The following is a 22,072-nucleotide window of genomic DNA, read 5'->3' as shown; positions in this document are numbered from 1 at the left end:
GTGTATTCACAGGCCCAAATCGATCCGGTCGTCAGTTTCCTGAACACGCAGGGTGAGGCAGTGCGCGGCACCATCGTGACACTCCAGCGCAAGTCGCTGGTCATGGAAGTGTATAACCCGTATTCCATCGTGCAGGTCAGCGAGGTGCTCAGCGAGCTGACGGTGCGCATGGGCACGGCCAGCGCCTACATCGGCAAGGCCGTGGTGATCAGCATGGTCAACACCGGCCTGACCGCCGTGGTGTCGGTGACCCTGATCGACGAGTGGCGCGAACTGAGCGAGGTGGTGATGCTGCCGGGTGCGGTGGGCCGCGAAGCGAGCAAGTTCGTGCTGGACTGGGATGAGCGCTTCCGCATCCGGCGCGACTACCAGATTGCCGTCAACGAATCGCGGGCCTACCTGGCCGAGGTGGCGCGCTGGGTCGAGCAGGTCGACCTGTCCGATTCGCTGCCCAAGGAAGGCGGGCGCCTGCGCGCCGACGTGTTTGCCGAACTGGCCGAGCCGCTGATCATGCGCGTGCGCCGCTACTTCGACGACTTGAACAAGGAAGCGGGAATGGTCGAGGCCGATGCTGCCGCCGCCCACCGCGCTTTTGCGCAGGCGGCGCTGCACCCGCTGATCCTGCGCGCGCCGTTCGTCTTCCGCACCTTCAGCAAGCCGCTCGGCTATGCCGGCGACTATGAAATGGTGAACCAGATCCTGGGCGACCCGCGCCAGGGACCGAGCACTTACTTCCAGATCGTCAATGCGGCCTTCCTGCAGACCGCGGTCGCCGTGGCGCACCGCAACCGCATCGATATCCTGGTCGAGTTCCTGAAGCGCCAGGCCGACGCGGCGCGGCGCGTGGGGCGCCCGTACCGCGTGCTGAACGTGGGCTGCGGGCCAGCGCAGGAGATCCAGCGCTTCCTGCGCGAGTACGATGAGCCGCACTGGCTCTCGTTTGAACTGGTCGACTTCAGCGAAGAGACGCTGGCCTGGACGCGCGGCCAGCTGGGCGGCATCAGCGCCGGCCTGGCGCGCCAGCCGGACATCCGCTTCGTGCAGGATTCCGTGCACAACCTGCTGAAACGCCGCGTGGACGGGCCGCAAGTGGGCGCTGATTTCGACGTGGTGTACTGCGCCGGCCTGTTCGACTACCTGTCGGACAAGGTGTGCAGCCGCCTGCTGAGCTACTTCGCCTCCTGCATGAAGCGCGGCGGGCGCCTGCTGGTGACCAACGTCCACAGCAGCAATCCGGAGCGCCCTGGCATGGAGCACCTGCTGGAGTGGTACCTGATCTATCGTGACGAGGCCAAGATGGAGCAGCTCCTGCCGCCGCAGGCGCGCGAGCGCCTCACCTATGTCGATGCGACCGGCGTCAATGTGTTTGCCGAAGCGTCGCTGCCATGACTGGACCGGCACCCTACGTGAGCCCGCACCTGCATTCGGCCTATGAGTCGGACCTGCGCGCCTACCGCCTGCGCTTCAGCCGCGGCGGCGCGTGGACCGCGATCGGCCTGGTGCTGCTGGGGATCGGGCTCGATTTCAGCCTCTATCCGGACCACCTCGGCGCATTTACCCTGGCGCGCGTGCTGGTGTCGCTGGCCATCCTCGCCATCATCGGCGTGATGCGCCAGCCATGGGGAGCGCGCAATGTGGAGGCGATGAGCTTCACCTGGCTGATGCTGCCGCAGATCATGATCGCCTGGATGATTGCCGTCACCGAAGGCGCCTCGTCGATTTATTACGCAGGCTTGAACCTGGGCGTGTTTGCCTCGGCCATCGCGTTTGCCTTCCGCATGTGGCAGAACCTGACGCTTGGCCTGTTGACCTACCTGCTGTACGCGGCCGCCTGCTGGGTGCATGACGGCCAGCCGCCGGTGGGCGGCGCGTTTGCCGTCAATTCGCTGCTGCTGGCGTTCAGCGCCGTGGCCAGTGCGGTCTGCACCTATTACAACGAGCAGGCGCGCTTCAACCTGTTCCAGCTCAAGGCGGAGCTGGCCGACAAGAACGCCCAGCTCGAGGCGAACAACCGCAGCCTGGCCGAGATCAAGGGCCAGATGCTGCAGCAGGAGAAAATGGCGGCCCTGGGCACCCTGGCGGCAGGCCTGCTGCACGAGGTGAACAATCCGGTCAATTTCTGCATGATGGCGATCGACATCGCGATGGAGGAGCCGGCTGCCAAGGGCAGCGAAGTGCTGCTGGAATGCCTGACCGATGCCAAGTCGGGCATGCAGCGCGTGCAGTACATCGTGTCCGACCTGAAGACCTTCGCCTACCGCAAGTCCGGCACCGACCACGAAAGTGCGCAATTCCTGTTCGAGCGCGCGCTGGAATCGTCGGTGCGCCTGGTGGGCCACGAGATCAAGGGCATCAAGGTCAATCGCCACCTGCAGCCGGACACCCTGGTGCGCGGCGATGAAGCGGCCATCATCGGCGTATTGATCAACCTGTTGAGCAATGCGGCGCTGGCCATGCGCAAGGGCGCCACCCAGGCGCCGGCCATCGACGTGTATGCCGAAGCGCGCGGCGAACGGCTGAAGATCACGGTGCGCGACAACGGCCCGGGCATCGCGCCGGAGAATATCGGCCGCGTGTTCGAACCTTTCTTCACCACGCGCGAAGTCGGGCAGGGCCTGGGCCTTGGGCTGTCGATCTGCTACAGCGTGATCCAGCGCCACGGCGGCCTGCTGGCCGCCGAGAGCATGCCGGGCGAATGGACCAGGTTCACCTTTGACTTGCCGCGCGTGACCGGAGGCGAGAAATGAGCGATCGCAGCCAGCCGGCGACCGTGCTGTACGTGGACGATGAGGAACTGGCGCGCAAGTACTTCGCCCGCGCGGTGGAAAACGACTTCACGGTCCTGACCGCGCCCGGCGTGGACGAGGCGCTGGAGATCCTGGCCAAGCCCGACAGCGATGTCGACGTGCTGGTGACCGACTACCGCATGCCGGGCCGCGTCGGCGGCGAGCTGCTGCGCCAGGTCGAGCGCGATTACCCGCACCTGGTGCGCATCCTGGTCACGGCCTATGCCGACAAGGAAGTGCTGCTCGAGACCATCAACGGCGGCGATATCTTCCGCATCCTGGAAAAGCCGCTCGATGCCCATACCGTGCGCGATGCGCTGCGCCTGGCCAGCGAGAACGCGCGCGAACGCGCGCTGCGCCGCCAGAGCCTGCTCGCAATCGAAGAAACCGTCGCTTTCCTGGCGCACGAATTGAACACGCCGCTGGCCACGATCGCCAATTTCGCGCGCAATATCCAGCGCCGCGTCAACGCCCACAACGCCCAGCAGGAAGAGAGCGGCTTGCCGCCGCGGGCCGACATCGGCAACGCTGCGGCGCACATGCACGACAATGCGCGCTACTGCCTGTCGGTGCTGGCCACGTTTGTCGAATCGGCCAAGCGCGCCAGCGTCGTGCCGGCGGCGCGCTTGGCCAGCGGCAGCGCGCAGCAGATGGTGGCGGCCTTGCTGGGCATGTACCCGCTGGCGCCAGGCCAGCGCGACATCATCGAAGTGGACGTGCAAGCCGACTTCACTGTGCGGGCCTCGCCCAACTGCGTGGCGCTGGTGCTGTCCTCGTTGCTGAGCAATGCGCTGCGCGCGCTGCAAGGACTGCCTGGTCCCCGGATCAGGATCACCGTGGGCGTGGCAGAGCGCCCCTATATCGTCGTGGAAGACAACGGCCCGGGCATCGCGCCGGCGCTGCTGAACCGCCTGCTGCTGGACCCGGTGTCCATGCACGGCGACGAAGGCGGCAGCGGCTGGGGACTGATCTTCTGCAACCGCGTGATGCAATCGTTCGGCGGCCACCTGCGGGTGCAGTCGGAACAGGGTTGCTCCACCACCGTCACCATGAATTTCCCGGAGTTAGAGAAGGAACGAGCATGAACGAACAACAACCGACCAGACAAGCGCCGGCGATCCTCTACGTCGACGACGAGGCGACCGCCCTCAAATATTTCCAGCGCGCCCTGGGTTCGCTGGCGCCAGTGTACGTGGCCGAGTCGGTGGAGGAGGGCAAGCGCATGCTCGACGAGCACGCCGACGAAATCGCAGTGCTGGTGTCCGACCAGCGCATGCCCGGCGCCTACGGCAACGAGTTGCTGTTCTATGCGTGGGACCGCTACCCGCACATCGTGCGCATCCTGACCACCGCCTATTCGGAACTGGAGCACACGGTCGACGCGGTCAACCAGGGCCAGATCCACCGCTACATCCAGAAGCCGTGGGACATCGCGGCGCTGCGCATGGAACTGAAGCAGGCCCTGGCCCTGGCCAAGCTGCAAAAGGAACATTCGCAACTGCTGCGCGAAAAGCTGCTGGTGCGCCAGAAGCAGGCCGTGGCCACCCGCATCGGCACCCTGTACACCCTGGCAGCCAGCCTGTCGGCCGGCCCGTCCTTCGTGCCGGTGGAGAGCTACTTGGCGGGCGCCCTCAGCGCCGGCATGACGCCGCCGGAACCGGACTGGCTGATGCTGGACCACTCCGATCTGATCAGTTCGGAAGCCTTCCGCAGCGCCGCTTTCGGCTGCGCCGTGCGCGACCACCTGCAGGACCTGGAGCAGCGCTATGCCGATGCCGACCCGGCGCACGCTTTTGCGCTGCTGGCGGAAGCGTTCGGCCCGACGTTCCGCGCGGTGGATGCCGGCCACGCCCTGTTCCTGCAGGCGTCCCAGCTCACCGAATTCCTGGAAACGCCGACCAGCGCGCCGGTCTCGTCGCAGCACGCGTTCTGGCTGGCCTGCCTGCTGTGGATGGGCAAGCGCGGCGCTTCGCTGCAAATGGCCAGCGGCGCGCAAGGCGTGGAATGCCGGCTGGTGCAGGCCGACGCCGCCCTGACCCCGTCGCAGCTGGCGGCCTGGGTCGAGCAGTTCTGATCAGCGCAGCGCCGGTGCGCGCTGCTGCGGCGCGCCGTCGTCCTGGCTGCCCATGAGCTGAACCAGGCGGCGCGCATGTTCCAGCATGCTGGCCGAGGCGCTGGCTGCCTGCTGCACCAGCGCGGCGTTTTGCTGCGTGACCCGGTCCATGCCGCTGACGGCGCCGCTGAGCTGTTCGATGCCGTCCGACTGGGCGCGGCTGCCGGCGGTAATGCCCTGCATCAGTGCTGCCACCTGCTGGACCGATCCCACCAGTTTTTCCATCACCTGCCCGCTAGCACCGGCCAACTGGTTGGCCTGTTCGGCCTTGCCGACCGAGTCGCCGATCAGCTGGCGGATTTCCTGCGAGGCCGCGGCGCTGCGCTGGGCCAGGCTGCGCACCTCGCCCGCCATCACGGCAAAGCCGCGCCCCTGCTCGCCGGCGCGCGCCGCTTCCACTGCCGCATTGAGCGCCAGGATATTGGTCTGGAAGGCGATGCCGTCGATCACGCCGATGATGTCGTGGATGCGGCGCGCGCTGTCATGGATTGCGCCCATGGTGCCGACCACCTGGGCCACCATGGCGCCGCCCTGCACCGCCACCTGCGAAGCGCTGGACACCAGTTCGGTGGCAGCGTGCGCATCGGCGGCATTCCGGCGCACCGCCTGGGCCAGCTGTTGTACTGTGCCAACGGTGCGCAGCAGTTCGGCGGCTTGCTGCTCGGTGCGCGCCGACAAATCCTGGTTGCCGCTGGCAATCGCATGCGCAGCGTTGCTGATGGCATCGAGGCCGACATGGGCCTCGGTCACGGTGCGGTGCATGCGGTCGAAGCCGGCCTGCAGGCCGCGGCGGTCGGCCTCGGTCTGCCGGCGCTGGCGCGCGAAGCTGAGCGCGAAATGGCAAAGCGCCGCGGTTTCCACCACCACGTACAGCGCGTGCACGATGATGACGGGCAGCGAAGGGCGGCTCAGGCACATGGTGCCGAAGCCGGCTTGCTGCAGGAAATTGAACAGCAGGTGGTGCACGGCGACAAGGCTGCCGCGGCCACGATCACGCGCCAGTCCTGGTAGACGACCAGCAGGGTCAGCAAGACGAAGATGCCGAAGTGCAGTTCGATCATGCCCATGGCCTGGTGGATGTGCAGGGCGCAGAACCCCATGCACGCGATGCCGACAGCCATGCGGCTGGCCAGCGCCTGCGGCGCCTTCCAGGCGAGCAGGCTTGGCAGCAAGGCCGCCGGCAGGCCCGCCAGCAACGCGGGCTGCCAGGTGCCGTACCACGGCGCCTGGCCAAGCGAAAGCGCCAGCAGCAGCCACAGGGTCGGGATGAACAGCTTGTGGGCCTTGGCGTAATGGTCTTGCATCGGTGTCTCCCCAGTCAAACAGTTGCGTGTCGATAAAGTGGTGAAAGTGACCAGCCATTACGTGCGCTGTGCCTGCCAAAGCTTGGCTAGCATGGGGGCAGCATCTGAAACACGGAGGCCTATCATGCCAAGAGGAGCCAGCCAGAAACGGGAGCGCGAATACAAGGAGCTCAAACAGGAGTTCAAGCAGGAACACCGCTACCCCGGGCGCGAAGAGGAAGTGGCGGCGCGCATCGTCAACAAGCAGCGCCGCGAACACGGCGAGACCAAGGCGCAGAAAGCGCGCTCGGGACGTAAAGTGCATTAGGGAAGGCGCTTGGGGCAAGACTTTCTGGCAACTTTTCGCTGGAGAGTCGGTTATACTCGGGACTTCGGATCACCGGAGTCCGCCATGCCAGACGAAGCCTTGCCCGAACGTCCTTCCCTGCGACACAGGATTGGCCCGGCGGGCCTGGGGACGGTGCTGGCCGGATTGCTGGCGATCGCGGTGCTGTTGCTGACCTTGCTGTGCGCAGCACTGCTGGGCTGGCGCACTGCCGACGAACTCAAACGCAGCATCGGCCATGGCCTGGCGCAGCGCGCCGGCGATAGCGCCGACCAGCTCGATGCCGCCATGTTCGAACGCTATCGCGAAGTGCAACTGCTGGCGCGGCGCGCCGGCGCCGCGGCGGGCGAGCTGGGTGTGGCGCAGCGGCGCCACCTGCTGGAAGACCTGCAGCGCACTTATCCCCTGTATGCCTGGATCGGACTGGCCAACGCGGCCGGCAAGGTCACGGTGGCCACCGGCGCCGTGCTGGAGGGCGCCGACGTGTCGCAACAGCCGTGGTGGGCCGATGCGCCAAGCGGGGTGTACGTGCACGACGTGCACGCCGACCCGCAGCTTGGGCAGTTGCTGCCGTCCAGCGCCGGGCGCGCGCTGCGCGTGCTGGACCTGGCTTTCCCGTACTACGACGGCGCCAGCCGCCCTGCCGGCGTGCTGGGCGTGCACCTGCACTGGAACTGGGCCCGCGAACTGCTGGGCGAAAGCGTGATGGTGGTCTCGCGCGCCGGCAAGGTGCTGGCAGGCCCGGACGCCTTGCTCGGACAGCCTTTGCAAGGCGGCGCCCTGGCGCAGGCGCGGCTGCAGCACGCCGGTTACGTGGAAGAGCGCTGGGCCGATGGGCGCAACTACCTGGTCGGCTACGGACGCACGCGCGGCTACGACGGCTATCCCGGCCTGGGCTGGACCGTGCTGGTGCGGCAGGACGTCGACAGCGCCCTGGCGCCGGTACGCCGGCTGCAGGCAGGCGTGGTACTGGGCGGGATGGCGCTGGCGGTATTGTTCGCCTTGATCGGCTGGCGCACCGGACGCGCAGTGCTGCAGCCGATGCAGCAGGCGCAGGCGGCGCTGCGCCGGGTGGAGCAGGGCGGCGCCAGCGAGGTGCCGCCCTTGGCGGGCAGCTTCAGCGAACTCGAGGCCTTGCGCACGGCCTGCAACGCCGTGCTGCAGCGCCAGGGCGGCGAGGCGCGGCAACTGGCGCACGACAAGGCGGGACTGCAACAGCAACTCGAACAAGCCGTGGCGGACCTGGCGCGCGCGCAAGGCGAGGGCCGGGCCCTGGCAGCGCGCATGTGCGCCATGCTCGATGCGACCCAGGAAGCCTTTATCGGCCTGAGCGAAAACGGCAACGTCACGGACTGGAACGGGCGCGCCAGCGAAATCTTCGGCTGGCAGCGCGGCGAGGTGCTGGGCAAGCCGGTCGACCAGTTCCTGCAGGCCGGCGCCGGCCTGCTGGCGCGCCTGGGCGACGGCAGCGTCGGGCAGCCGGTGGCGCTGACGGGCTGGCGCCGCGACGGCGCGCGCTTCGACGCCGAGCTGACGCTGCGGCGCCACGCGGCCGATGGGGCGCAGGCCTATGCGGTATTCGTCACCGACGCCACGCAGGGCCGGCGCAGCGAAGAGGCGGCGGCCGAGCAGCTATCGGCCCTGGCCAGCGCCCAGCTGGAACTGGCGGACAAGGAGCGCTTCCTGCGCACGGTGGCCGACCACAACCCGGCCGCCATCGGCTATGTCGACCAGGACGAGGTGTTCCGCTTTGCCAACCGCAGCTACCAGACCTTGCTCGGCATCGACCCGGCCTCGATGATCGGGCGCAGCATGAAGGAAGTGCTGGGCGAGGCCCTGTACCGGCAAATCGAGCCGCACGCGGCGGCGGCGCTGCGCGGCGAGCGGGTGCACTTCGAGACCGACACCGAGCGCGCCGGCTGGCAGCGCCATTTCATGACCGACTACATTCCCGACACCGACGTGCAGGGCGAAGTGTGCGGCTTCCACATCGTGGCGCTGGACATCACGGCGCGCAAGAAAGCCGAATTGCAGCAACTGGAGGCGAGCCGCGCCAAGAGCGCGTTCCTGGCCAATATGAGCCATGAAATCCGCACGCCGATGAACGCCGTGCTCGGCATCGGCCAGTTGCTGGAGCGCACGCCCCTGAGCGCCGAGCAGAAGGAATATGTGCGCCTGATCCGCGCCTCCGGCAGCGCGCTGCTGGCCCTGGTCAACGACATTCTCGACCTGTCGAAGATCGAGGCCGGCAAGCTGGCCGTGGCGGCGGCGCCATTCCAGGTCGACGAGCTGGCCGAGGCGGTGGCGGCGGCGATGCAGTCGGCCAGCGTCGGCAAGCGGCTCGACCTGCTGCTCACGCTCGACCAGGACATGCCGCAAAGCCTGGTGGGCGACTTGCAGCGCCTGCGCCAGGTGGCGCTCAACCTGGTCGGCAACGCGATCAAGTTCACGGCCGAAGGCGAGGTGCGGGTACACATCGGCAGCAGTGCGCCCGGCAGCTCGATGGAGATCCTGCAACTGGTGGTCAGCGATAGCGGGATCGGCATGAGCGGCGAACAATTGGGGCGGCTGTTCAATCCCTTCGAGCAGGCCGACACATCGACCGCGCGCCGTTTCGGCGGCACCGGGCTGGGCCTGTCGATTTCGCAGCAGCTGGTCCAGCTCATGGGCGGCACCATCACGGTCAGCAGCGAAGCGGGACGCGGCAGCGAGTTCGTGGTGTCCCTGCCGCTGCAGGTGGCGCGGCGCCAGCGCGCCGGCGATCCGGCCGGCAGCTCGCTGGCCGGCCTGCGCGTGCTGCTGGTGGACGACCATGTGCCGACCCTGCATTACCTGGAAGGCCAGCTGCGGCAATGGGGCTGCGTGGTGGAAGCGCATGCGGCGGCGCCGGCTGCCGGCACAGGAAGCTGGGACGTGGCCCTGGTCGACTCGGTGCTGCTTGACGCGCATGGCACGGCAGCGTTCGAGGACATGTGCCTGGTGGCGCTGAACCGCAGCCTGGACCGCAATTCCTTGCCGGGCGAGGCGGCGGCGCTGGCCAAGCCGGTGCTGCCTGCCGCCCTGCGCCTGCTGTTGCAGGGGTTGCGCCAGCAGGGCGGCGCGCCGCAAGCGGCGCAGGAAGCCGCGCAGGCTGCCTATGCCAGCGTGCTGCGCGGCGCGCGCATTCTGCTGGTGGAGGACAACCCGACCAACCAGGTGGTGGCGCGCGGCGTGCTCGAGCCGGCCGGCGCGCAGCTGACGGTGGCCGAGCATGGGCAGCAGGCCGTGGACTTGCTGCGCGACGACGCGGCGGCCTTCGACCTGGTGCTGATGGACGTGCAGATGCCGGTGATGGATGGTTTCGAAGCGACCCGCATCCTGCGCGGCCAAATGGGCTTGCGGCTGCCGATCCTGGCGATGAGCGCGGGCGTGCTCGATACCGAGCAAGCCAAGTGCCTCGAGTGCGGCATGGACGGCTTCATTCCCAAGCCTGTCGATTACACCCAGATGCTGGCCACCATCGCGGCCCACCTGGGCGGCGCGGCGCAGCGGCCGGCGCCGGCGCCAACGGCGGCCACGGCGACCGCGGAGCCGGCGGCCGGCGCCGACGCCGACCAGCAGCCCGGCGTATTCGCCATCCGCAAGCTGCTGTCCGTGATCGGCCATGGGCCGCAGCGGCAGAATATCGTTGCGCTGGTAGAGCGCGTGGTTCGCCAGTCGCAAGCCGAATTCGACGCCGCGCAGGCGCGCTGGCAAGCGGGCGACGCATCCGGCGCGGCCGCCGCGCTGCACGCCTTGCGTGGCGGCGTCGGCAGCCTGGGGGCGCGCAATTTTTCGGAAGCCACGGTGGCGGCCGAGCAGGCCTTGCGCGAAGGCGACGCGGCAGCCATCGGCCGCCAGTTCGCGCTGGTGCAGGAGGCACTGTCGGCAACGCTGCAGGCCGGCGCGCGCTGGCTGCAGTTGGAGCAGCCGGCGCCCGCCGCCAGGGTGCAGCAGGATTTGCAGGGCGCGATGCAGACACTGGTCGACATGCTGCGCCGCCAGGACCTGGATGCGCTCGAACAGTTTCGCCAGCTGCGGCCGCAACTGGCCAGCCAGCGCGGCGACGATGCGGCGGCCCAACTGGAAACAGCAATAGAAGCGTTGGACTTCGGTACCGCGCTCGACGTCCTGAGTGAGGAAGCATGGAAAGCACCATCCTGATCATCGATGACAACCCCGACACCATCCGCCTCATGAGCGCCATGTTGCGCGAGCAGGCAAGGGTGCTGTTTGCCACCAATGGCTTGGCGGGCCTGGAGATTGCGCGCGCCCAGCGCCCGCAACTGATCCTGCTTGACCTGCAGATGAAGAGCATGGACGGCTTTGCCGTTTGCGAGCGCATCATGGCCGACCCCGACCTGCGCCATTGCCCGGTGATATTCGTCACGGCCAGCAGCGGCGTGGAGAGCGAGATTGCCTGCCTCGATGCCGGCGCCGTCGATTTCATCACCAAGCCGCTGAGCGGACCGGTCGTGCAGGCGCGGGTGCGCACCCACCTGCGCCTGCAGGCGGCGCTGGCCAGCCTCGACACACTGGCCCACAAGGATGGCCTGACCGGGCTGCACAACCGGCGCTATTTCGACGAGCAGTTCGCGGTGGAACTGGCGCGGCACCGGCGCCAGGACGCGGCCCTGGGGGTGGCGCTGGTCGATGTCGATCACTTCAAGCTGTATAACGACCACTACGGCCACCAGACGGGCGACGAATGCCTGCGCGCCGTGGCGCAAGCGCTGGCGCAGTGCACGCGCCGGCCTGGCGAACTGGTGGCCCGCTACGGCGGCGAGGAGTTCGTGGTGCTGCTGCCAAACAGCTGCGAAGACGAGGTGCAGCGCTACGGTGCATGGATCTGCGAGCATGTGGCCGGGCTGCGCATGCCGCATGCCGCCTCGCCGGTGGCGCCGCATGTCACCATCAGCGCCGGCCTGTGCTCGCTGTCGCCCGATGTCGACGACACGCCGGCCAGCGTGCTGGAAGCGGCCGACAAGGCCTTGTATGAAGCCAAGCGGGCCGGCCGCAACCGCGCCGTGCTGGACGGCGCGGCAAGCGCTAAGTGCCGGGCAAGCTGATACGGTTGCGCCCCATGTGCTTGGCGCGGTACAGCGCCGCATCGGCCGTCGCCACCAGCTGCGCCGGCTGGTGCTCGTGGGAGGCAATCGCGGTGGCCGCGCCGATGCTGACCGTGACATAGTGCTGGGCAGCGCCGATATTCGGCAGGCGCAGCGCTTCGACGCGGCAGCGTATCCGTTCCGCCACGATGGCAGCGCCTTTGAGCGACTGGTTGGGCAGGATCACGGAAAATTCCTCGCCGCCGTAGCGCGCCACCAGGTCGTTGGCGCGCATTTCGCTCGCCACGGCGGCGGCGATGCGCTTCAGGCAGTCGTCGCCGCCGACGTGGCCGTAGGCGTCGTTGTACTGCTTGAAGTTGTCGACGTCGACCATCAGCAACGACAGCGGTTGCGCCTGGCGCAAGGCGCGCTGCCATTCGGCCAGCAGGGTGTGGTCGAAGCAGCGCCGGTTGGCTAGCCCGGTCAGGCCGTCGCGCGTTGCCAGCTGCTCCAGCGCGATCTGGGCCTGTTTTTCCTCGGTCAGGTCGCGCAGGGTTTCCACCACGGCCACCAGTTGGCCGTCGCTGTCGTAGATCGGACTGGCGTCGGCGGCCAGGTAGCGGCGGCCGGCGGTGCGCGGCATTTCACACCAGTTTTCGGCGCACAGGTTGTCCTTGGCGCCGGCCGGCCCGCGCGACTGGCCGTCGTACAGGTCCAGGATCTCGCCGGTGCGGCCGGCGATCACCAGGTCGGCCAGTGTCGGGCGCTGATGGGCGTAAAAGGCGCACCAGTGCCCGCTGGTGCCGAGCAGCTCGTGCGCCGGCACGCCGGTCAGGCGTTCGCAGGCCCGGTTCCAGATGACGACCCGGCCCTGGGCGTCGAGCACGAAAGTGGGAATGACCAGCAGTTCCATCAGCTTCAGCGCAAAGCCCTGCGGCTGGTCGGGGGAGGGTGCTTCCATCAGATGGGAGATCTTGAGGAGACTATTCATTTGGCGGCGGCCCTGTTTGTTGTTCACTGCGTCGGGAATTTGATTGTGCCGCTGCCGCAAGGGGTAAACGTTGACGAAGCGCAAAGCCGTTTCGTTTCGTGAAACGCGCTATAATGTAGGGTTGCCGACCACTGGATTCACCCGTGACATATAGCATCAAGGAAATTTTCTACACCCTGCAGGGCGAAGGCGCCCATGCCGGGCGGCCCGCCGTATTCTGCCGTTTTTCCGGCTGCAACCTGTGGACGGGCCGCGAGCAGGACCGCGCCAGCGCCGTTTGCCAGTTCTGCGATACCGACTTCGTGGGCACTGATGGCGAGCGCGGTGGCAAATTTGCCACGCCGCAGGCGCTGGCGCAGGAAATCGACAGCCTGTGGCCGCCCGGCCATGGGCACAAGTACGTGGTGTTTACTGGCGGCGAACCTTTGCTGCAGCTTGATGCGCCGCTGATCGATGCGATGCACGCGGCGGGCTTTACCATCGCCATCGAGACCAACGGCACCGTCGAAGTGCCGGCCGGCGTGGACTGGATCTGCGTCAGCCCGAAAATGGGCTCGAAGCTGGTGGTTAGCAAAGGCAATGAAATCAAGGTCGTGATCCCGCAGAAGGACCAGGACCTGGCCGCCTATGAAGGCCTGGATTTCGAGAATTTCTTCGTGCAGCCGATGGACGGCCCGCTGGCGGCCTTCAATACCACGCTGGCGATCGAGACCTGCAAGCGCAACCCGAAGTGGAAGCTGAGCCTGCAAACCCATAAACTGTTGAACATCCCTTAAGCAATGCTGACTATCACCCGCAAGCTGGAATTTGATGCTGGCCATCGCATCCCGGACCACAAGAGCCAGTGCCGCAACCTGCACGGCCACCGCTATACCCTGGAAATCACCCTGACCGGCAAGGTGATCGACGCCGAAGGCAATTCCGACAACGGCATGATCATGGACTTCTCCGACGTCAAGACCATCGCCAAGGAACACCTGGTCGATGTGTGGGACCACGCCTTCCTGGTGTACGAGAAGGATGCCGCGGTGAAGGATTTCCTGTCCTCGCTGCCCAACCACAAGACCGTGGTGATCGACCGTATCCCGACGGTAGAAAACCTGGCTGCGGTGGCCTGGGACATCCTGAAGGCCGCCTTCAAGGACCGCTACGGCACCGGCCTGCACCTGCACAAGCTGGTGCTGCATGAAACCCCTAACTGCTGGGCTGAAATTGTCGAATGAGCTGTACATGCGCGAGGCGCTGCTGGAAGCGCGTCGCGCCTGGGCGGAAGGCGAGGTGCCGGTAGGCGCTGTCGTGGTCAAGGATGGAGTGGTGATCGGGCGCGGCTATAACCAGCCGATCGGCCGCCACGATCCGACCGCCCATGCAGAAATCATGGCGATGCGCGCGGCTGCCGAAGCGCTGGGCAACTATCGGCTGCCCGGCTGTGAACTGTATGTGACGCTGGAGCCTTGCGTGATGTGCTCCGGCGCCATGATGCATGCGCGCCTGTCGCGCATCGTCTATGGCGCCACCGATCCCAAGACCGGCGCCTGTGGCTCGGTTGTCAACGTTTTCGAGAGCGAACAGCTGAATCACCATGCCGAGGTGGAGGGCGGCATGCTGGCGGAGGATTGTGGCCAGGTGCTGAAAGATTTCTTCGCCGAACGGCGCGCCGTGCGCAAAAACAACGTCGCCTGAGCGCGCGCCACGCGCCGCTGCTGCGGTGCTATGCTGAGCCATGGCCTGCGTTGATATAAACGGTATTACGATTACCTACGAGTCGAGCGGCGACCCGGCCGGGCCGGCTGTGCTGTTGAACATGGGGCTCGCGCTGCAACTGATTTCCTGGCCCGGTGAATTTGTCGATGGGCTGGTGCAGCGCGGCTTCCACGTGATCCGCTACGACAACCGCGATGCCGGCCTGTCTTCCCACTTTGACCATTTGGGCGCGCCCAACCTCTGGCTGGCCTACCTGCGCCACCTGTTCGGCTGGCGCCAACTCGCACCCTATACCCTGAACGACATGGCCGGCGATGCGGTGGGGCTGCTCGATGCACTGGGCGTCGCGGCCGCGCATGTTGTTGGGGTGTCGATGGGCGGCATGGTGTCGCAGATCATGGCGGCGCGCTATCCGGCGCGCACGCTGAGCCTGACCTCCATCATGTCGAGCAGCGGCCGCCCCGGCTTGCCGGGCCCGACGCCGGCGGCCCGGCGCATCCTGCTGCGGCGCACGCCAAGCGCCCACCACCGGGCGCGCGTGGTGGAGCAGATGGTCGATACCTTCCGCACCATCGGCAGTCCGGCGTTTCCCATGCCGGAGGGCCTGCTGCGCCAGATGGTCGGCGAGGCGGTGGCGCGCAATGTGAGCGGCGACGGGGTGGCGCGGCAACTGGTGGCGATTGCCGCCTCCGGCGACCGCAGCGCGCTGCTGCGCAAGATCCGCTGCCCGGCGCTGGTGATCCACGGCGACGCCGATCCGCTGGTGCCGTGCGCCTGCGGCATCGACACGGCGCGCCAGATTCCGGGCGCGCGGCTGGAACTGATCGAAGGCATGGGGCACGACATGCCGCCCGCCCTGGTTGGCAGGCTGCTAACCTTGCTCGATCAACACCTGCGGAGTAATATGGCCGGGTGAAAAATATCGGAATTGCCATCGCCGCACCCGGCGGCTACGCCCTCGATGACGCCGCGCTGGCACGCGGCATCGCCCGCCTTGAAGCGCAGGGCTGCATCGTCCACAACTATTACGACGCCGAGCGCAAATTCCAGCGTTTTGCCAGCACCGACGACGGCCGCCTGGCGCAGCTCAATGCCGCTGCGGCGGATCCGGATTGCCAGGTCGTGATCATGCTGCGCGGCCAATACGGCATCAGCCGCATCTTGCCGCGCATCGATTTCCGCAAGATGGCCCACTGTGGCAAGCTGTTTAGCGGCTACAGCGATCTCACGGCCTTCCATATGGGTTTGTACCAGGCCACCGGCCGGATCAGTTTTGCCGGGCCGATGATGTGCGATGACTTCATCCGCGAAGAGCCTGTCGAATACACGCTGCGGCAGTTCTGGGACTGCCTGCGGGGGCCGACCCACCAGGTGCGCGGCACGGCAGCCGGCAATCCACAGGTCGACGTGCAGGGCACGCTGTGGGGCGGCAACCTGGCCATGGTCAACCATCTGGTCGGCACGCCATTCTGGCCGCAGATCGAGGGCGGCATCCTGTTCCTGGAAGATATCGCCGAACATCCGTATCGCGTAGAGCGCATGCTGCTGCAGTTGCATTACGCGGGCGTGCTGGAGCGCCAGAAGGCGATCGTGCTGGGCGACTTTTCCGGGTACAAGTTGGGCGCACACGATAATGGCTATGATTTCGAAGCGATGCTGGCCTTCATTCGTGGCCTGCTGCCGATACCGGTGCTGACCGGGCTGCCGTTTGGTCATGTGAAGGAGCGCTGCACCTTGCCGTTTGGTGCGCAAGCTCGCCTTGTAAGCGATATCGAAGGCTTCGACCTGACTGTAAGCGGATATCCCACCCTGCCATGAACGGTGCGGAAAGCTACTACCGAGCCACAGCGCCCGGAGAATGCTACGCCCCCTTGTCCGGCAGCCATCGGGCGCGCGTCTGCATTATCGGCGCGGGCTTCGCGGGCCTGGCCACTGCAATGTCGCTGATGGAGCATGGCGAGCGCGATGTCGCGCTGCTGGAGGCCGAATCCGTCGGTCACGGTGCGTCCGGCCGCAACGGCGGTTTTGTATTTGGCGGCTATTCGCTCGACGAGCAAGCCTTGCTCGCGACGGTCGGCGCGGAGCAGGGCAGGCGGCTTTACCAGCTAACGCTTGGCGCCGTCGACCAGATCCGGCGCCGAATCACGCGATACGGGATTGAATGCGATGCGACGCACGGCGGCATCTATCTTGCGAACTGGTTCGACGACCCGCGCGTGCTGGACGAACGCCAGCGCTTCATGCAGGAACATCTTGGTGTGGAATGGCAGCGCATCGCGCGCGCCGATTTTGCCGAGCGTGCCCGCAGCGAACGCTATTTCGGCGCCCTGTACGAAGAAAATGCCTTCCATTTCCATCCTTTGAAGTATGCGCAGGGCCTGGCAAGGGCGCTGCATGCTGGCGGTGTTCGCCTGCATGAAGGCAGCCGCGCGACCACAATTGAAGCACGCAGCAACGGTGGCTGGCGCGTCGCCACCGATGCCGGCGAAGTGCTGGCCGATGAGGTGGTTGTCTGTTGCGGTGGTTATATCGAACGCCTTTATCCGGCGCTGGCCGGCGCGATCCTGCCAATTGCGACGTATGTCATGGTGACAGAGCCGTTGGGCGCGCGCATGCCGCAAGCGCTTGCCACCGACGCTGCCATCTACGATACGCGTTTCGCCTTCGATTACTACCGTCCATTGCGCGACAGCCGCATGCTGTGGGGCGGGCGGATTTCGGTGCGCTCGCGCAGCCCGGAGGATGTGGCGCGCTTGCTGTACGCCGACATGCTGAAGGTCTATCCGCAACTGGAAGGTGCCAGGGTCGAATACGCCTGGAGCGGATTGATGAGCTATGGCCGCCACAAAATGCCGCAGCTTGGCAAACTGCCCAATGGGGTCTGGTATGGCATGGGGTTCGGTGGCCATGGCGTCGGCCCGACTTCGCTGGCCGGCGACGTGCTGTCGGCCGCCTTGATGGGCGAACTCAGTAAGGTCGAACAGTTTGCGACATGGGGGCTGCCGACTACTGGCGGTCCGGCCGGCCTGCTCGCTGCACAGTTGACGTATTGGTACTACGAACTGCGGGACTGGATGCGGCAATAGAGGGGTGGTCGCGATTTTCAGGAAAAGTCTGGAATGGTCTGGATCGAACTTTTTTGGTCTGGATTGAACTTTTTTGGTCTGGTTTGGGTCGAAATCGGCATGTCCTTTTCAAAGAACTGGAGATTGCCATGCATCCGATCTTGTTCAGCCTGCCCGCGTCTTTGGAAACGTACCAGGGCCTGGGGAATTTTATGTACAACCACGGAATCAAACAGGAAATGTTTGAGTTGGTCGATATCGCGATCAATGAATGGATGGCGAAATTCCAGGACCAGCAAAACCGGCGTTCAGCATCAACCCTTGATGGGTACCAATGGAAATGTTTGTTTTTGCCAAGTGGCACGACGTTGCGTACCGTCTATAAGCGCACGAACTACCTGGCTCATGTGGAGGGCAGCGAGGTGCTGTACGAAGGCCAAGGCGTCTCACCTGGTCAGTTTGTGAATCAGGTCGCCAAGTGCGAGCGCAATGCCTGGCGTACCCTGTGGTTACGCTTTCCCAATGAAGACGAATGGCAACCCGCAATGGCGCTACGCAAGAAAATGATGGAATTCCAGACCAAACCAGACCGCGCCAGACCAAAAAAGACCATTTAGGACCGCACAGGACTTTTCCCGAAATCGACAACGGCCTCGTATTGCTGCCGTTGGTTGACGATGCTCTGCCGTAAAAGCGTCATGATCTGTGATCAACAAGGCAACTTTCTAATGCATTCAATCATGGCCGCTCCTATGCGCCCCTGTGGTCGGCGGGGTATAATGCCCGATTCGCTTTTTCTCACCATTTTCCCAGCATGCTTTCTACCGCAAACATCACCATGCAGTTCGGCGCCAAGCCGCTGTTCGAAAACATTTCCGTCAAGTTTGGCGACGGTAACCGCTACGGCCTGATCGGAGCGAACGGCTGCGGCAAGTCGACCTTCATGAAAATCCTGGGCGGCGACCTGGAACCGTCCGCCGGCAACGTCAGCCTGGACGCCAACGAGCGCCTGGGTAAGCTGCGCCAGGACCAGTTTGCCTACGAAGAAATGCGCGTGCTGGACGTGGTCATGATGGGCCACACCGAGATGTGGGAAGCGATGACCAAGCGCGACGCCATCTACGCCAACCCGGAAGCCACCGACGACGACTACATGGAAGCGGCCGAACTGGAAGGCAAGGTCGCCGAATATGACGGCTACACCGCCGAAGCGCGCGCCGGCGAGCTGCTGATGGGCGCCGGCATCGACATCAGCCTGCACCAGGGCCCGATGAGCGCCGTGGCGCCGGGCTGGAAGCTGCGCGTGCTGCTGGCGCAGGCCCTGTTCTCCAATCCGCACATCCTGCTGCTGGACGAACCGACCAACAACCTGGACATCAACACCATCCGCTGGCTGGAAGACACCCTGAACCAGCGCGATTCGACGATGATCATCATTTCCCACGATCGTCACTTCCTGAACCAGGTCTGCACCCACGTCGCCGACATGGACTACGGCACCCTGAAGATCTATCCGGGCAACTACGACGAATACATGCTGGCCTCGACCCAGGCCCGCAACCAGCAGCTGGCCAACAACGCCAAGGCGAAAGAGAAGGTCGCCGAACTGCAGGACTTCGTTCGCCGCTTCTCGGCCAACAAGTCCAAGGCCCGCCAGGCTACTTCGCGCGCCAAGATGATCGACAAGATCAAGATCGAGGACATCAAGCCATCGTCGCGTGCCTATCCGTTCGTGCGCTTCGACGGCGAGAAAAAGCTGCACCGCCTGGCCGTGGAAACCCAGGGCATCTCGAAGACCTACGACCGCACCCTGTTCAAGAACGTCGACCTGATGATCGAAGCGGGCGAGCGCATTGCCATCATTGGCGCCAACGGCGCCGGCAAGACCACCATGCTGCGCTGCATCGGCGGCAAGGACATCACGGGCCTGGACAGCGATACCGGCCTTGTGAAGTGGGCGGAAAACGCCAACGTCGGCTACATGCCGCAGGATCCGACCGAGGAATTCGCTGCGGACATCAACCTGACCGACTGGATGGGCCAGTGGACCAAGGAAGGCGACGACGACCAGGCGGTGCGCTCCTCGCTGGGCCGCCTGCTGTTTGGCGGCGACGAAGTCAAGAAATCGGTCAAGGTCCTGTCGGGTGGCGAAAAAGGTCGTATGATGTATGGCAAGCTGATGCTGGGCCGTCACAATGTCCTGCTGCTGGACGAGCCGACCAACCACATGGACATGGAATCGATTGAGTCGCTCAACATCGCCCTGGAAAAGTACGCCGGCACCCTGATCTTCGTGTCGCATGACCGCGAGTTCGTTTCCTCGCTGGCCACCCGCATCATCGAGATCAAGGAAAACGAAGTCGTGGACTTCCGCGGCGGCTATGAGGAATATCTGAAGAGCCAAGGCATCGAGTAATGATTGAAACTCCGATCAAGACTGTCGAATTCGAGAAGCCGGTCGAAGGCGGCAGCTGCGTGGCCCACGCGTGGGCCCGCACCCCGGCACCCGTGCCGGCCAATGAAAAGATCCTGCTGAAGGAACGCATCAAGACCCTGCTGCGCGAGCGCAACGCCGTGCTGGTGGCCCACTACTACGTGGACGCCGACCTGCAGGACCTGGCCGAGGAAACCGGCGGCTGCGTCTCCGATTCGCTGGAAATGGCGCGCTTCGGGCGCGACCATCCGGCCAAGACCCTGGTGGTGGCCGGCGTCAAGTTCATGGGCGAGACCTCCAAGATCCTGAGTCCGGAGAAAACCGTGCTGATGCCGGACCTGGACGCCACCTGTTCGCTGGACCTGGGCTGCCCGCCGGAAGACTTCATCGCCTTCTGCGACCAGCATCCGGACCGCACCGTGGTGGTGTACGCCAACACCAGTGCCGCGGTGAAGGCGCGCGCAGACTGGATGGTCACGTCCTCGATCGGCCTGGACATCGTCAAGCACCTGCACGAGCAGGGCAAGAAGATCCTGTGGGCGCCGGACAAGCACCTTGGTTCCTACATCCAGAAGCAGACTGGCGCCGACATGCTGCTGTGGCAGGGCTCCTGCCTGGTGCACGACGAATTCAAAGGCGTGGAGCTGGACCTGCTGAAGGCCGAGCACCCGAACGCCAAAGTGCTGGTGCACCCGGAGTCGCCGGCCGGCGTGGTTGAGCAAGCCGACGTGGTGGGCTCGACTTCGCAGCTGATCGCCGCTGCTGTCAGCCTGCCGAACACCGAATTCATCGTCGCGACCGACAACGGTATCCTGCACAAGATGCGCATGGCGGCCCCGGGCAAGACCTTCATCGAAGCGCCTACCGCCGGCAACAGCGCGACCTGCAAGAGCTGTGCGCACTGCCCATGGATGGCGATGAACGGCTTGCGCAACCTGGCCGACGTGCTGGAGAACATGAATAACGAGATCCACGTCGATCCCGAAGTCGGCAAGCTGGCCCAGCGTTCGATCAACCGCATGCTCGATTTCGCGGCGGCCAGGAAAGCCAAGGTCGCGCCAGGCGCCGACCTGGCGAAAGAAGCGCAACTGTTCCAAGGCATCGGTCCCGCATGAGTACCCTGAAAAATAGATTCGCACCGTTTGACGATGCGTTGGCGGGCGCGTACGAGCGCAACCTGCTGGCGGCACTGATGGAAGATATCGGCACCGGTGACCTGACCGGCAAGCTGGTGCCCGAAGACGGCCGCGCCACCGCGCGCGTGATCGTGCGGGAAGAGGCGGTCCTGTGCGGCGCGCCCTGGTTCGAAGGCGTGATGGAAGCGCTGGATCCGTCCATCGGCATCGACTGGCATTACGCTGAAGGCGACCTGATGGCCGCCGACACGCCTGTCTGCACCATCGTCGGCCCGGCCCGCGCCATCCTGACTGCCGAGCGCTCGGCGCTGAATTTCATGCAGCTGATGTCCGGCGTTGCCACTGCGACCCGTCGCTATGTCGACGTGATCGCAGGCACCACCGCGGCCATCCTCGATACCCGCAAGACGATTCCGGGCATGCGCCTGGCGCAGAAATACGCGGTGCGCGTGGGCGGCGGCCAGAACCAGCGCCTGGCGTTGTACGACGGTATCCTGATCAAGGAGAACCATATCGCGGCGGCAGGCGGCATCACGGCTGCACTGGCGGCGGCCAAGCGCCTGGACGCGAAAGTCAGCATCCAGGTTGAAGTGGAAACGCTGGAGCAACTGGAAGAAGCCTTGTCTGCCGGCGCGGTCTCCATCTTGCTCGACAACTTCAACCTCGACATGATGCGCGCAGCCGTGCAACTGAACGGCGGGCGGGCGCTGCTGGAAGCTTCGGGCGGCGTCAATTTCGACACGGTGCGCGCCATTGCCGAAACCGGCGTACACCGCATTTCCATCGGCGCCTTGACGAAAGACATCAAGGCCACCGATTACTCGCTGCGTATCATCGGCTGAACCTGCAGGGTCAAGGGATAGCGGGCGATGATGCCGCGCTCGCCTTCCCAGTCGCGCCAGTGTTTCAGGCAGATGTCGTGCCGGCCCACGCGGTCGGCGCGTGCGCGGAACTCGTGGATGCCGGCAGCGCCGGGCACGCCGGCCGGACCGCTGCCGCCATCCTCCCACGCCAGTCCGCCGGCCTGTTCGACGGCCCAGCGGTATCCCGTGCTTGGGTTTTCCTTCAGGCGCACGATCAGCAGCTCACCCTCGGCGAGGTCGACGCTGCTGCCAGCTTGCGACTCATCCACCTGCATCCCGGCCTCC

The 22,072-nt window shown here is 65.5% G+C and carries 21 protein-coding genes; 17 read left to right on the top strand and 4 right to left on the bottom strand.

All coding sequences use genetic code 11. From position 1 onward, the window contains the following. From ACN9MY_RS17440 to ACN9MY_RS17425, 4 genes are read left to right on the top strand one after another with little or no spacing between them, the layout of a single operon-like run. Entirely contained in the window at positions 1-1,389 is a 1,389-nt protein-coding gene (locus tag ACN9MY_RS17440; RefSeq protein ID WP_426318073.1) for a class I SAM-dependent methyltransferase, read from the top strand. After that, positions 1,386-2,747 (top strand): sensor histidine kinase, encoded by a 1,362-nt coding sequence (locus ACN9MY_RS17435; protein ID WP_426161710.1) that lies wholly within the window; start codon positions 1,386-1,388, stop codon positions 2,745-2,747. The genes ACN9MY_RS17440 and ACN9MY_RS17435 overlap by 4 nt, the downstream gene beginning before the upstream one ends. Then, positions 2,744-3,871: a hybrid sensor histidine kinase/response regulator gene (locus ACN9MY_RS17430; RefSeq protein WP_426318072.1), complete on the top strand. Its 1,128-nt coding sequence runs from the start codon at positions 2,744-2,746 to the stop codon at positions 3,869-3,871. The genes ACN9MY_RS17435 and ACN9MY_RS17430 overlap by 4 nt, the downstream gene beginning before the upstream one ends. Further along, positions 3,868-4,860 carry a response regulator gene (locus ACN9MY_RS17425; protein ID WP_426161708.1) on the top strand — a complete coding sequence of 331 codons (993 nt, stop codon included), beginning with the start codon at positions 3,868-3,870 and terminating at the stop codon, positions 4,858-4,860. Before ACN9MY_RS17430 ends, ACN9MY_RS17425 begins: the two co-directional genes overlap by 4 nt. On the opposite strand, the gene ACN9MY_RS17420 is transcribed toward ACN9MY_RS17425, so the two are convergent. Together ACN9MY_RS17420 and ACN9MY_RS17415 are read right to left on the bottom strand one after the other, a co-directional pair. Continuing rightward, positions 4,861-5,865, bottom strand: coding sequence for a methyl-accepting chemotaxis protein (locus tag ACN9MY_RS17420; RefSeq protein WP_426335858.1), 1,005 nt, complete (start codon positions 5,863-5,865; stop codon positions 4,861-4,863). After that, on the bottom strand, positions 5,808-6,203 hold the full coding sequence (locus ACN9MY_RS17415; protein ID WP_426335857.1) for a hypothetical protein: 396 nt from the start codon (positions 6,201-6,203) through the stop codon (positions 5,808-5,810). The genes ACN9MY_RS17420 and ACN9MY_RS17415 overlap by 58 nt, the downstream gene beginning before the upstream one ends. 124 nt (positions 6,204-6,327) lie before the next feature. Here ACN9MY_RS17415 and ACN9MY_RS17410 point away from each other — a divergent pair, with 124 nt between their 5' ends. The 3 genes from ACN9MY_RS17410 to ACN9MY_RS17400 all read left to right on the top strand — a co-directional run bounded on the left by ACN9MY_RS17410 (position 6,328) and on the right by ACN9MY_RS17400 (position 11,615). After that, a complete protein-coding gene (locus ACN9MY_RS17410) occupies positions 6,328-6,510 on the top strand; it encodes a hypothetical protein (RefSeq protein WP_426161706.1) in 183 nt (60 codons plus the stop codon). 84 nt (positions 6,511-6,594) lie between these two features. Beyond that, entirely contained in the window at positions 6,595-10,710 is a 4,116-nt protein-coding gene (locus ACN9MY_RS17405) for an ATP-binding protein (protein ID WP_426335856.1), read from the top strand. Beyond that, the gene (locus tag ACN9MY_RS17400; protein ID WP_426161704.1) at positions 10,692-11,615 is read left to right on the top strand and encodes a diguanylate cyclase domain-containing protein; all 924 of its coding nucleotides are present in this window, start codon (positions 10,692-10,694) and stop codon (positions 11,613-11,615) included. Before ACN9MY_RS17405 ends, ACN9MY_RS17400 begins: the two co-directional genes overlap by 19 nt. On the opposite strand, the gene ACN9MY_RS17395 is transcribed toward ACN9MY_RS17400, so the two are convergent. Next, positions 11,596-12,585 (bottom strand): diguanylate cyclase, encoded by a 990-nt coding sequence (locus ACN9MY_RS17395; protein ID WP_426318069.1) that lies wholly within the window; start codon positions 12,583-12,585, stop codon positions 11,596-11,598. The two genes, ACN9MY_RS17400 and ACN9MY_RS17395, sit on opposite strands and share 20 nt — an antisense overlap. Before the next feature lie 143 nt (positions 12,586-12,728). Here ACN9MY_RS17395 and queE point away from each other — a divergent pair, with 143 nt between their 5' ends. The 10 genes from queE (at position 12,729) to nadC (ending at position 21,766) form a co-directional block, all read left to right on the top strand. After that, positions 12,729-13,361 carry a 7-carboxy-7-deazaguanine synthase gene (gene queE, locus ACN9MY_RS17390; RefSeq protein ID WP_426318068.1) on the top strand — a complete coding sequence of 211 codons (633 nt, stop codon included), beginning with the start codon at positions 12,729-12,731 and terminating at the stop codon, positions 13,359-13,361. Between the two features lie 3 nt (positions 13,362-13,364). Beyond that, positions 13,365-13,808 carry a 6-carboxytetrahydropterin synthase QueD gene (gene queD / locus ACN9MY_RS17385; protein ID WP_130312395.1) on the top strand — a complete coding sequence of 148 codons (444 nt, stop codon included), beginning with the start codon at positions 13,365-13,367 and terminating at the stop codon, positions 13,806-13,808. After that, a complete protein-coding gene (gene tadA / locus ACN9MY_RS17380; RefSeq protein ID WP_426335855.1) occupies positions 13,771-14,268 on the top strand; it encodes a tRNA adenosine(34) deaminase TadA in 498 nt (165 codons plus the stop codon). The genes queD and tadA overlap by 38 nt, the downstream gene beginning before the upstream one ends. Before the next feature lie 40 nt (positions 14,269-14,308). After that, the gene (locus tag ACN9MY_RS17375; RefSeq protein ID WP_426335854.1) at positions 14,309-15,205 is read left to right on the top strand and encodes an alpha/beta fold hydrolase; all 897 of its coding nucleotides are present in this window, start codon (positions 14,309-14,311) and stop codon (positions 15,203-15,205) included. Further along, positions 15,202-16,107: a muramoyltetrapeptide carboxypeptidase gene (ldcA, locus tag ACN9MY_RS17370; RefSeq protein ID WP_426335853.1), complete on the top strand. Its 906-nt coding sequence runs from the start codon at positions 15,202-15,204 to the stop codon at positions 16,105-16,107. The genes ACN9MY_RS17375 and ldcA overlap by 4 nt, the downstream gene beginning before the upstream one ends. Continuing rightward, positions 16,104-17,375, top strand: coding sequence for an NAD(P)/FAD-dependent oxidoreductase (locus tag ACN9MY_RS17365; protein WP_426335852.1), 1,272 nt, complete (start codon positions 16,104-16,106; stop codon positions 17,373-17,375). The genes ldcA and ACN9MY_RS17365 overlap by 4 nt, the downstream gene beginning before the upstream one ends. Before the next feature lie 128 nt (positions 17,376-17,503). Beyond that, on the top strand, positions 17,504-17,971 hold the full coding sequence (locus tag ACN9MY_RS17360; protein ID WP_426335851.1) for a hypothetical protein: 468 nt from the start codon (positions 17,504-17,506) through the stop codon (positions 17,969-17,971). Between the two features lie 197 nt (positions 17,972-18,168). Further along, positions 18,169-19,770 carry an ABC-F family ATPase gene (locus ACN9MY_RS17355; protein ID WP_426161696.1) on the top strand — a complete coding sequence of 534 codons (1,602 nt, stop codon included), beginning with the start codon at positions 18,169-18,171 and terminating at the stop codon, positions 19,768-19,770. Beyond that, positions 19,770-20,903, top strand: a complete 1,134-nt coding sequence (nadA, locus tag ACN9MY_RS17350; RefSeq protein ID WP_426335850.1) for a quinolinate synthase NadA — start codon at positions 19,770-19,772, stop codon at positions 20,901-20,903. The genes ACN9MY_RS17355 and nadA overlap by 1 nt, the downstream gene beginning before the upstream one ends. Further along, a complete protein-coding gene (nadC, locus tag ACN9MY_RS17345) occupies positions 20,900-21,766 on the top strand; it encodes a carboxylating nicotinate-nucleotide diphosphorylase (RefSeq protein ID WP_426161694.1) in 867 nt (288 codons plus the stop codon). The genes nadA and nadC overlap by 4 nt, the downstream gene beginning before the upstream one ends. On the opposite strand, the gene ACN9MY_RS17340 is transcribed toward nadC, so the two are convergent. After that, positions 21,742-22,062, bottom strand: a complete 321-nt coding sequence (locus ACN9MY_RS17340) for a protease inhibitor I42 family protein (RefSeq protein ID WP_426161693.1) — start codon at positions 22,060-22,062, stop codon at positions 21,742-21,744. The two genes, nadC and ACN9MY_RS17340, sit on opposite strands and share 25 nt — an antisense overlap. Between the last annotated feature and the right edge of the window lie 10 nt (positions 22,063-22,072).

Source organism: Pseudoduganella sp. R-31, assembly GCF_049913235.1.
Taxonomy (GTDB): Bacteria; Pseudomonadota; Gammaproteobacteria; order Burkholderiales; family Burkholderiaceae_D; genus Rugamonas.
This window is presented reverse-complemented; position numbering and strand designations above follow the sequence as displayed.

What these genes read in the sequence shown, in the direction of transcription:
- ACN9MY_RS17435 (WP_426161710.1), top strand. Translation starts at nt 1,386, where the DNA reads ATGACTGGACCGGCACCCTACGTGAGCCCGCACCTGCATTCGGCCTAT.
- ACN9MY_RS17430 (WP_426318072.1), top strand. Translation starts at nt 2,744, where the DNA reads ATGAGCGATCGCAGCCAGCCGGCGACCGTGCTGTACGTGGACGATGAG.
- ACN9MY_RS17425 (WP_426161708.1), top strand. Translation starts at nt 3,868, where the DNA reads ATGAACGAACAACAACCGACCAGACAAGCGCCGGCGATCCTCTACGTC.
- ACN9MY_RS17415 (WP_426335857.1), bottom strand. Translation starts at nt 6,203, where the DNA reads ATGCAAGACCATTACGCCAAGGCCCACAAGCTGTTCATCCCGACCCTG.
- ACN9MY_RS17410 (WP_426161706.1), top strand. Translation starts at nt 6,328, where the DNA reads ATGCCAAGAGGAGCCAGCCAGAAACGGGAGCGCGAATACAAGGAGCTC.
- ACN9MY_RS17405 (WP_426335856.1), top strand. Translation starts at nt 6,595, where the DNA reads ATGCCAGACGAAGCCTTGCCCGAACGTCCTTCCCTGCGACACAGGATT.
- ACN9MY_RS17400 (WP_426161704.1), top strand. Translation starts at nt 10,692, where the DNA reads ATGGAAAGCACCATCCTGATCATCGATGACAACCCCGACACCATCCGC.
- ACN9MY_RS17395 (WP_426318069.1), bottom strand. Translation starts at nt 12,585, where the DNA reads ATGAATAGTCTCCTCAAGATCTCCCATCTGATGGAAGCACCCTCCCCC.
- queD (WP_130312395.1), top strand. Translation starts at nt 13,365, where the DNA reads ATGCTGACTATCACCCGCAAGCTGGAATTTGATGCTGGCCATCGCATC.
- tadA (WP_426335855.1), top strand. Translation starts at nt 13,771, where the DNA reads ATGAAACCCCTAACTGCTGGGCTGAAATTGTCGAATGAGCTGTACATG.
- ACN9MY_RS17375 (WP_426335854.1), top strand. Translation starts at nt 14,309, where the DNA reads ATGGCCTGCGTTGATATAAACGGTATTACGATTACCTACGAGTCGAGC.
- ACN9MY_RS17365 (WP_426335852.1), top strand. Translation starts at nt 16,104, where the DNA reads ATGAACGGTGCGGAAAGCTACTACCGAGCCACAGCGCCCGGAGAATGC.
- ACN9MY_RS17360 (WP_426335851.1), top strand. Translation starts at nt 17,504, where the DNA reads ATGCATCCGATCTTGTTCAGCCTGCCCGCGTCTTTGGAAACGTACCAG.
- ACN9MY_RS17355 (WP_426161696.1), top strand. Translation starts at nt 18,169, where the DNA reads ATGCTTTCTACCGCAAACATCACCATGCAGTTCGGCGCCAAGCCGCTG.
- nadA (WP_426335850.1), top strand. Translation starts at nt 19,770, where the DNA reads ATGATTGAAACTCCGATCAAGACTGTCGAATTCGAGAAGCCGGTCGAA.
- nadC (WP_426161694.1), top strand. Translation starts at nt 20,900, where the DNA reads ATGAGTACCCTGAAAAATAGATTCGCACCGTTTGACGATGCGTTGGCG.
- ACN9MY_RS17340 (WP_426161693.1), bottom strand. Translation starts at nt 22,062, where the DNA reads ATGCAGGTGGATGAGTCGCAAGCTGGCAGCAGCGTCGACCTCGCCGAG.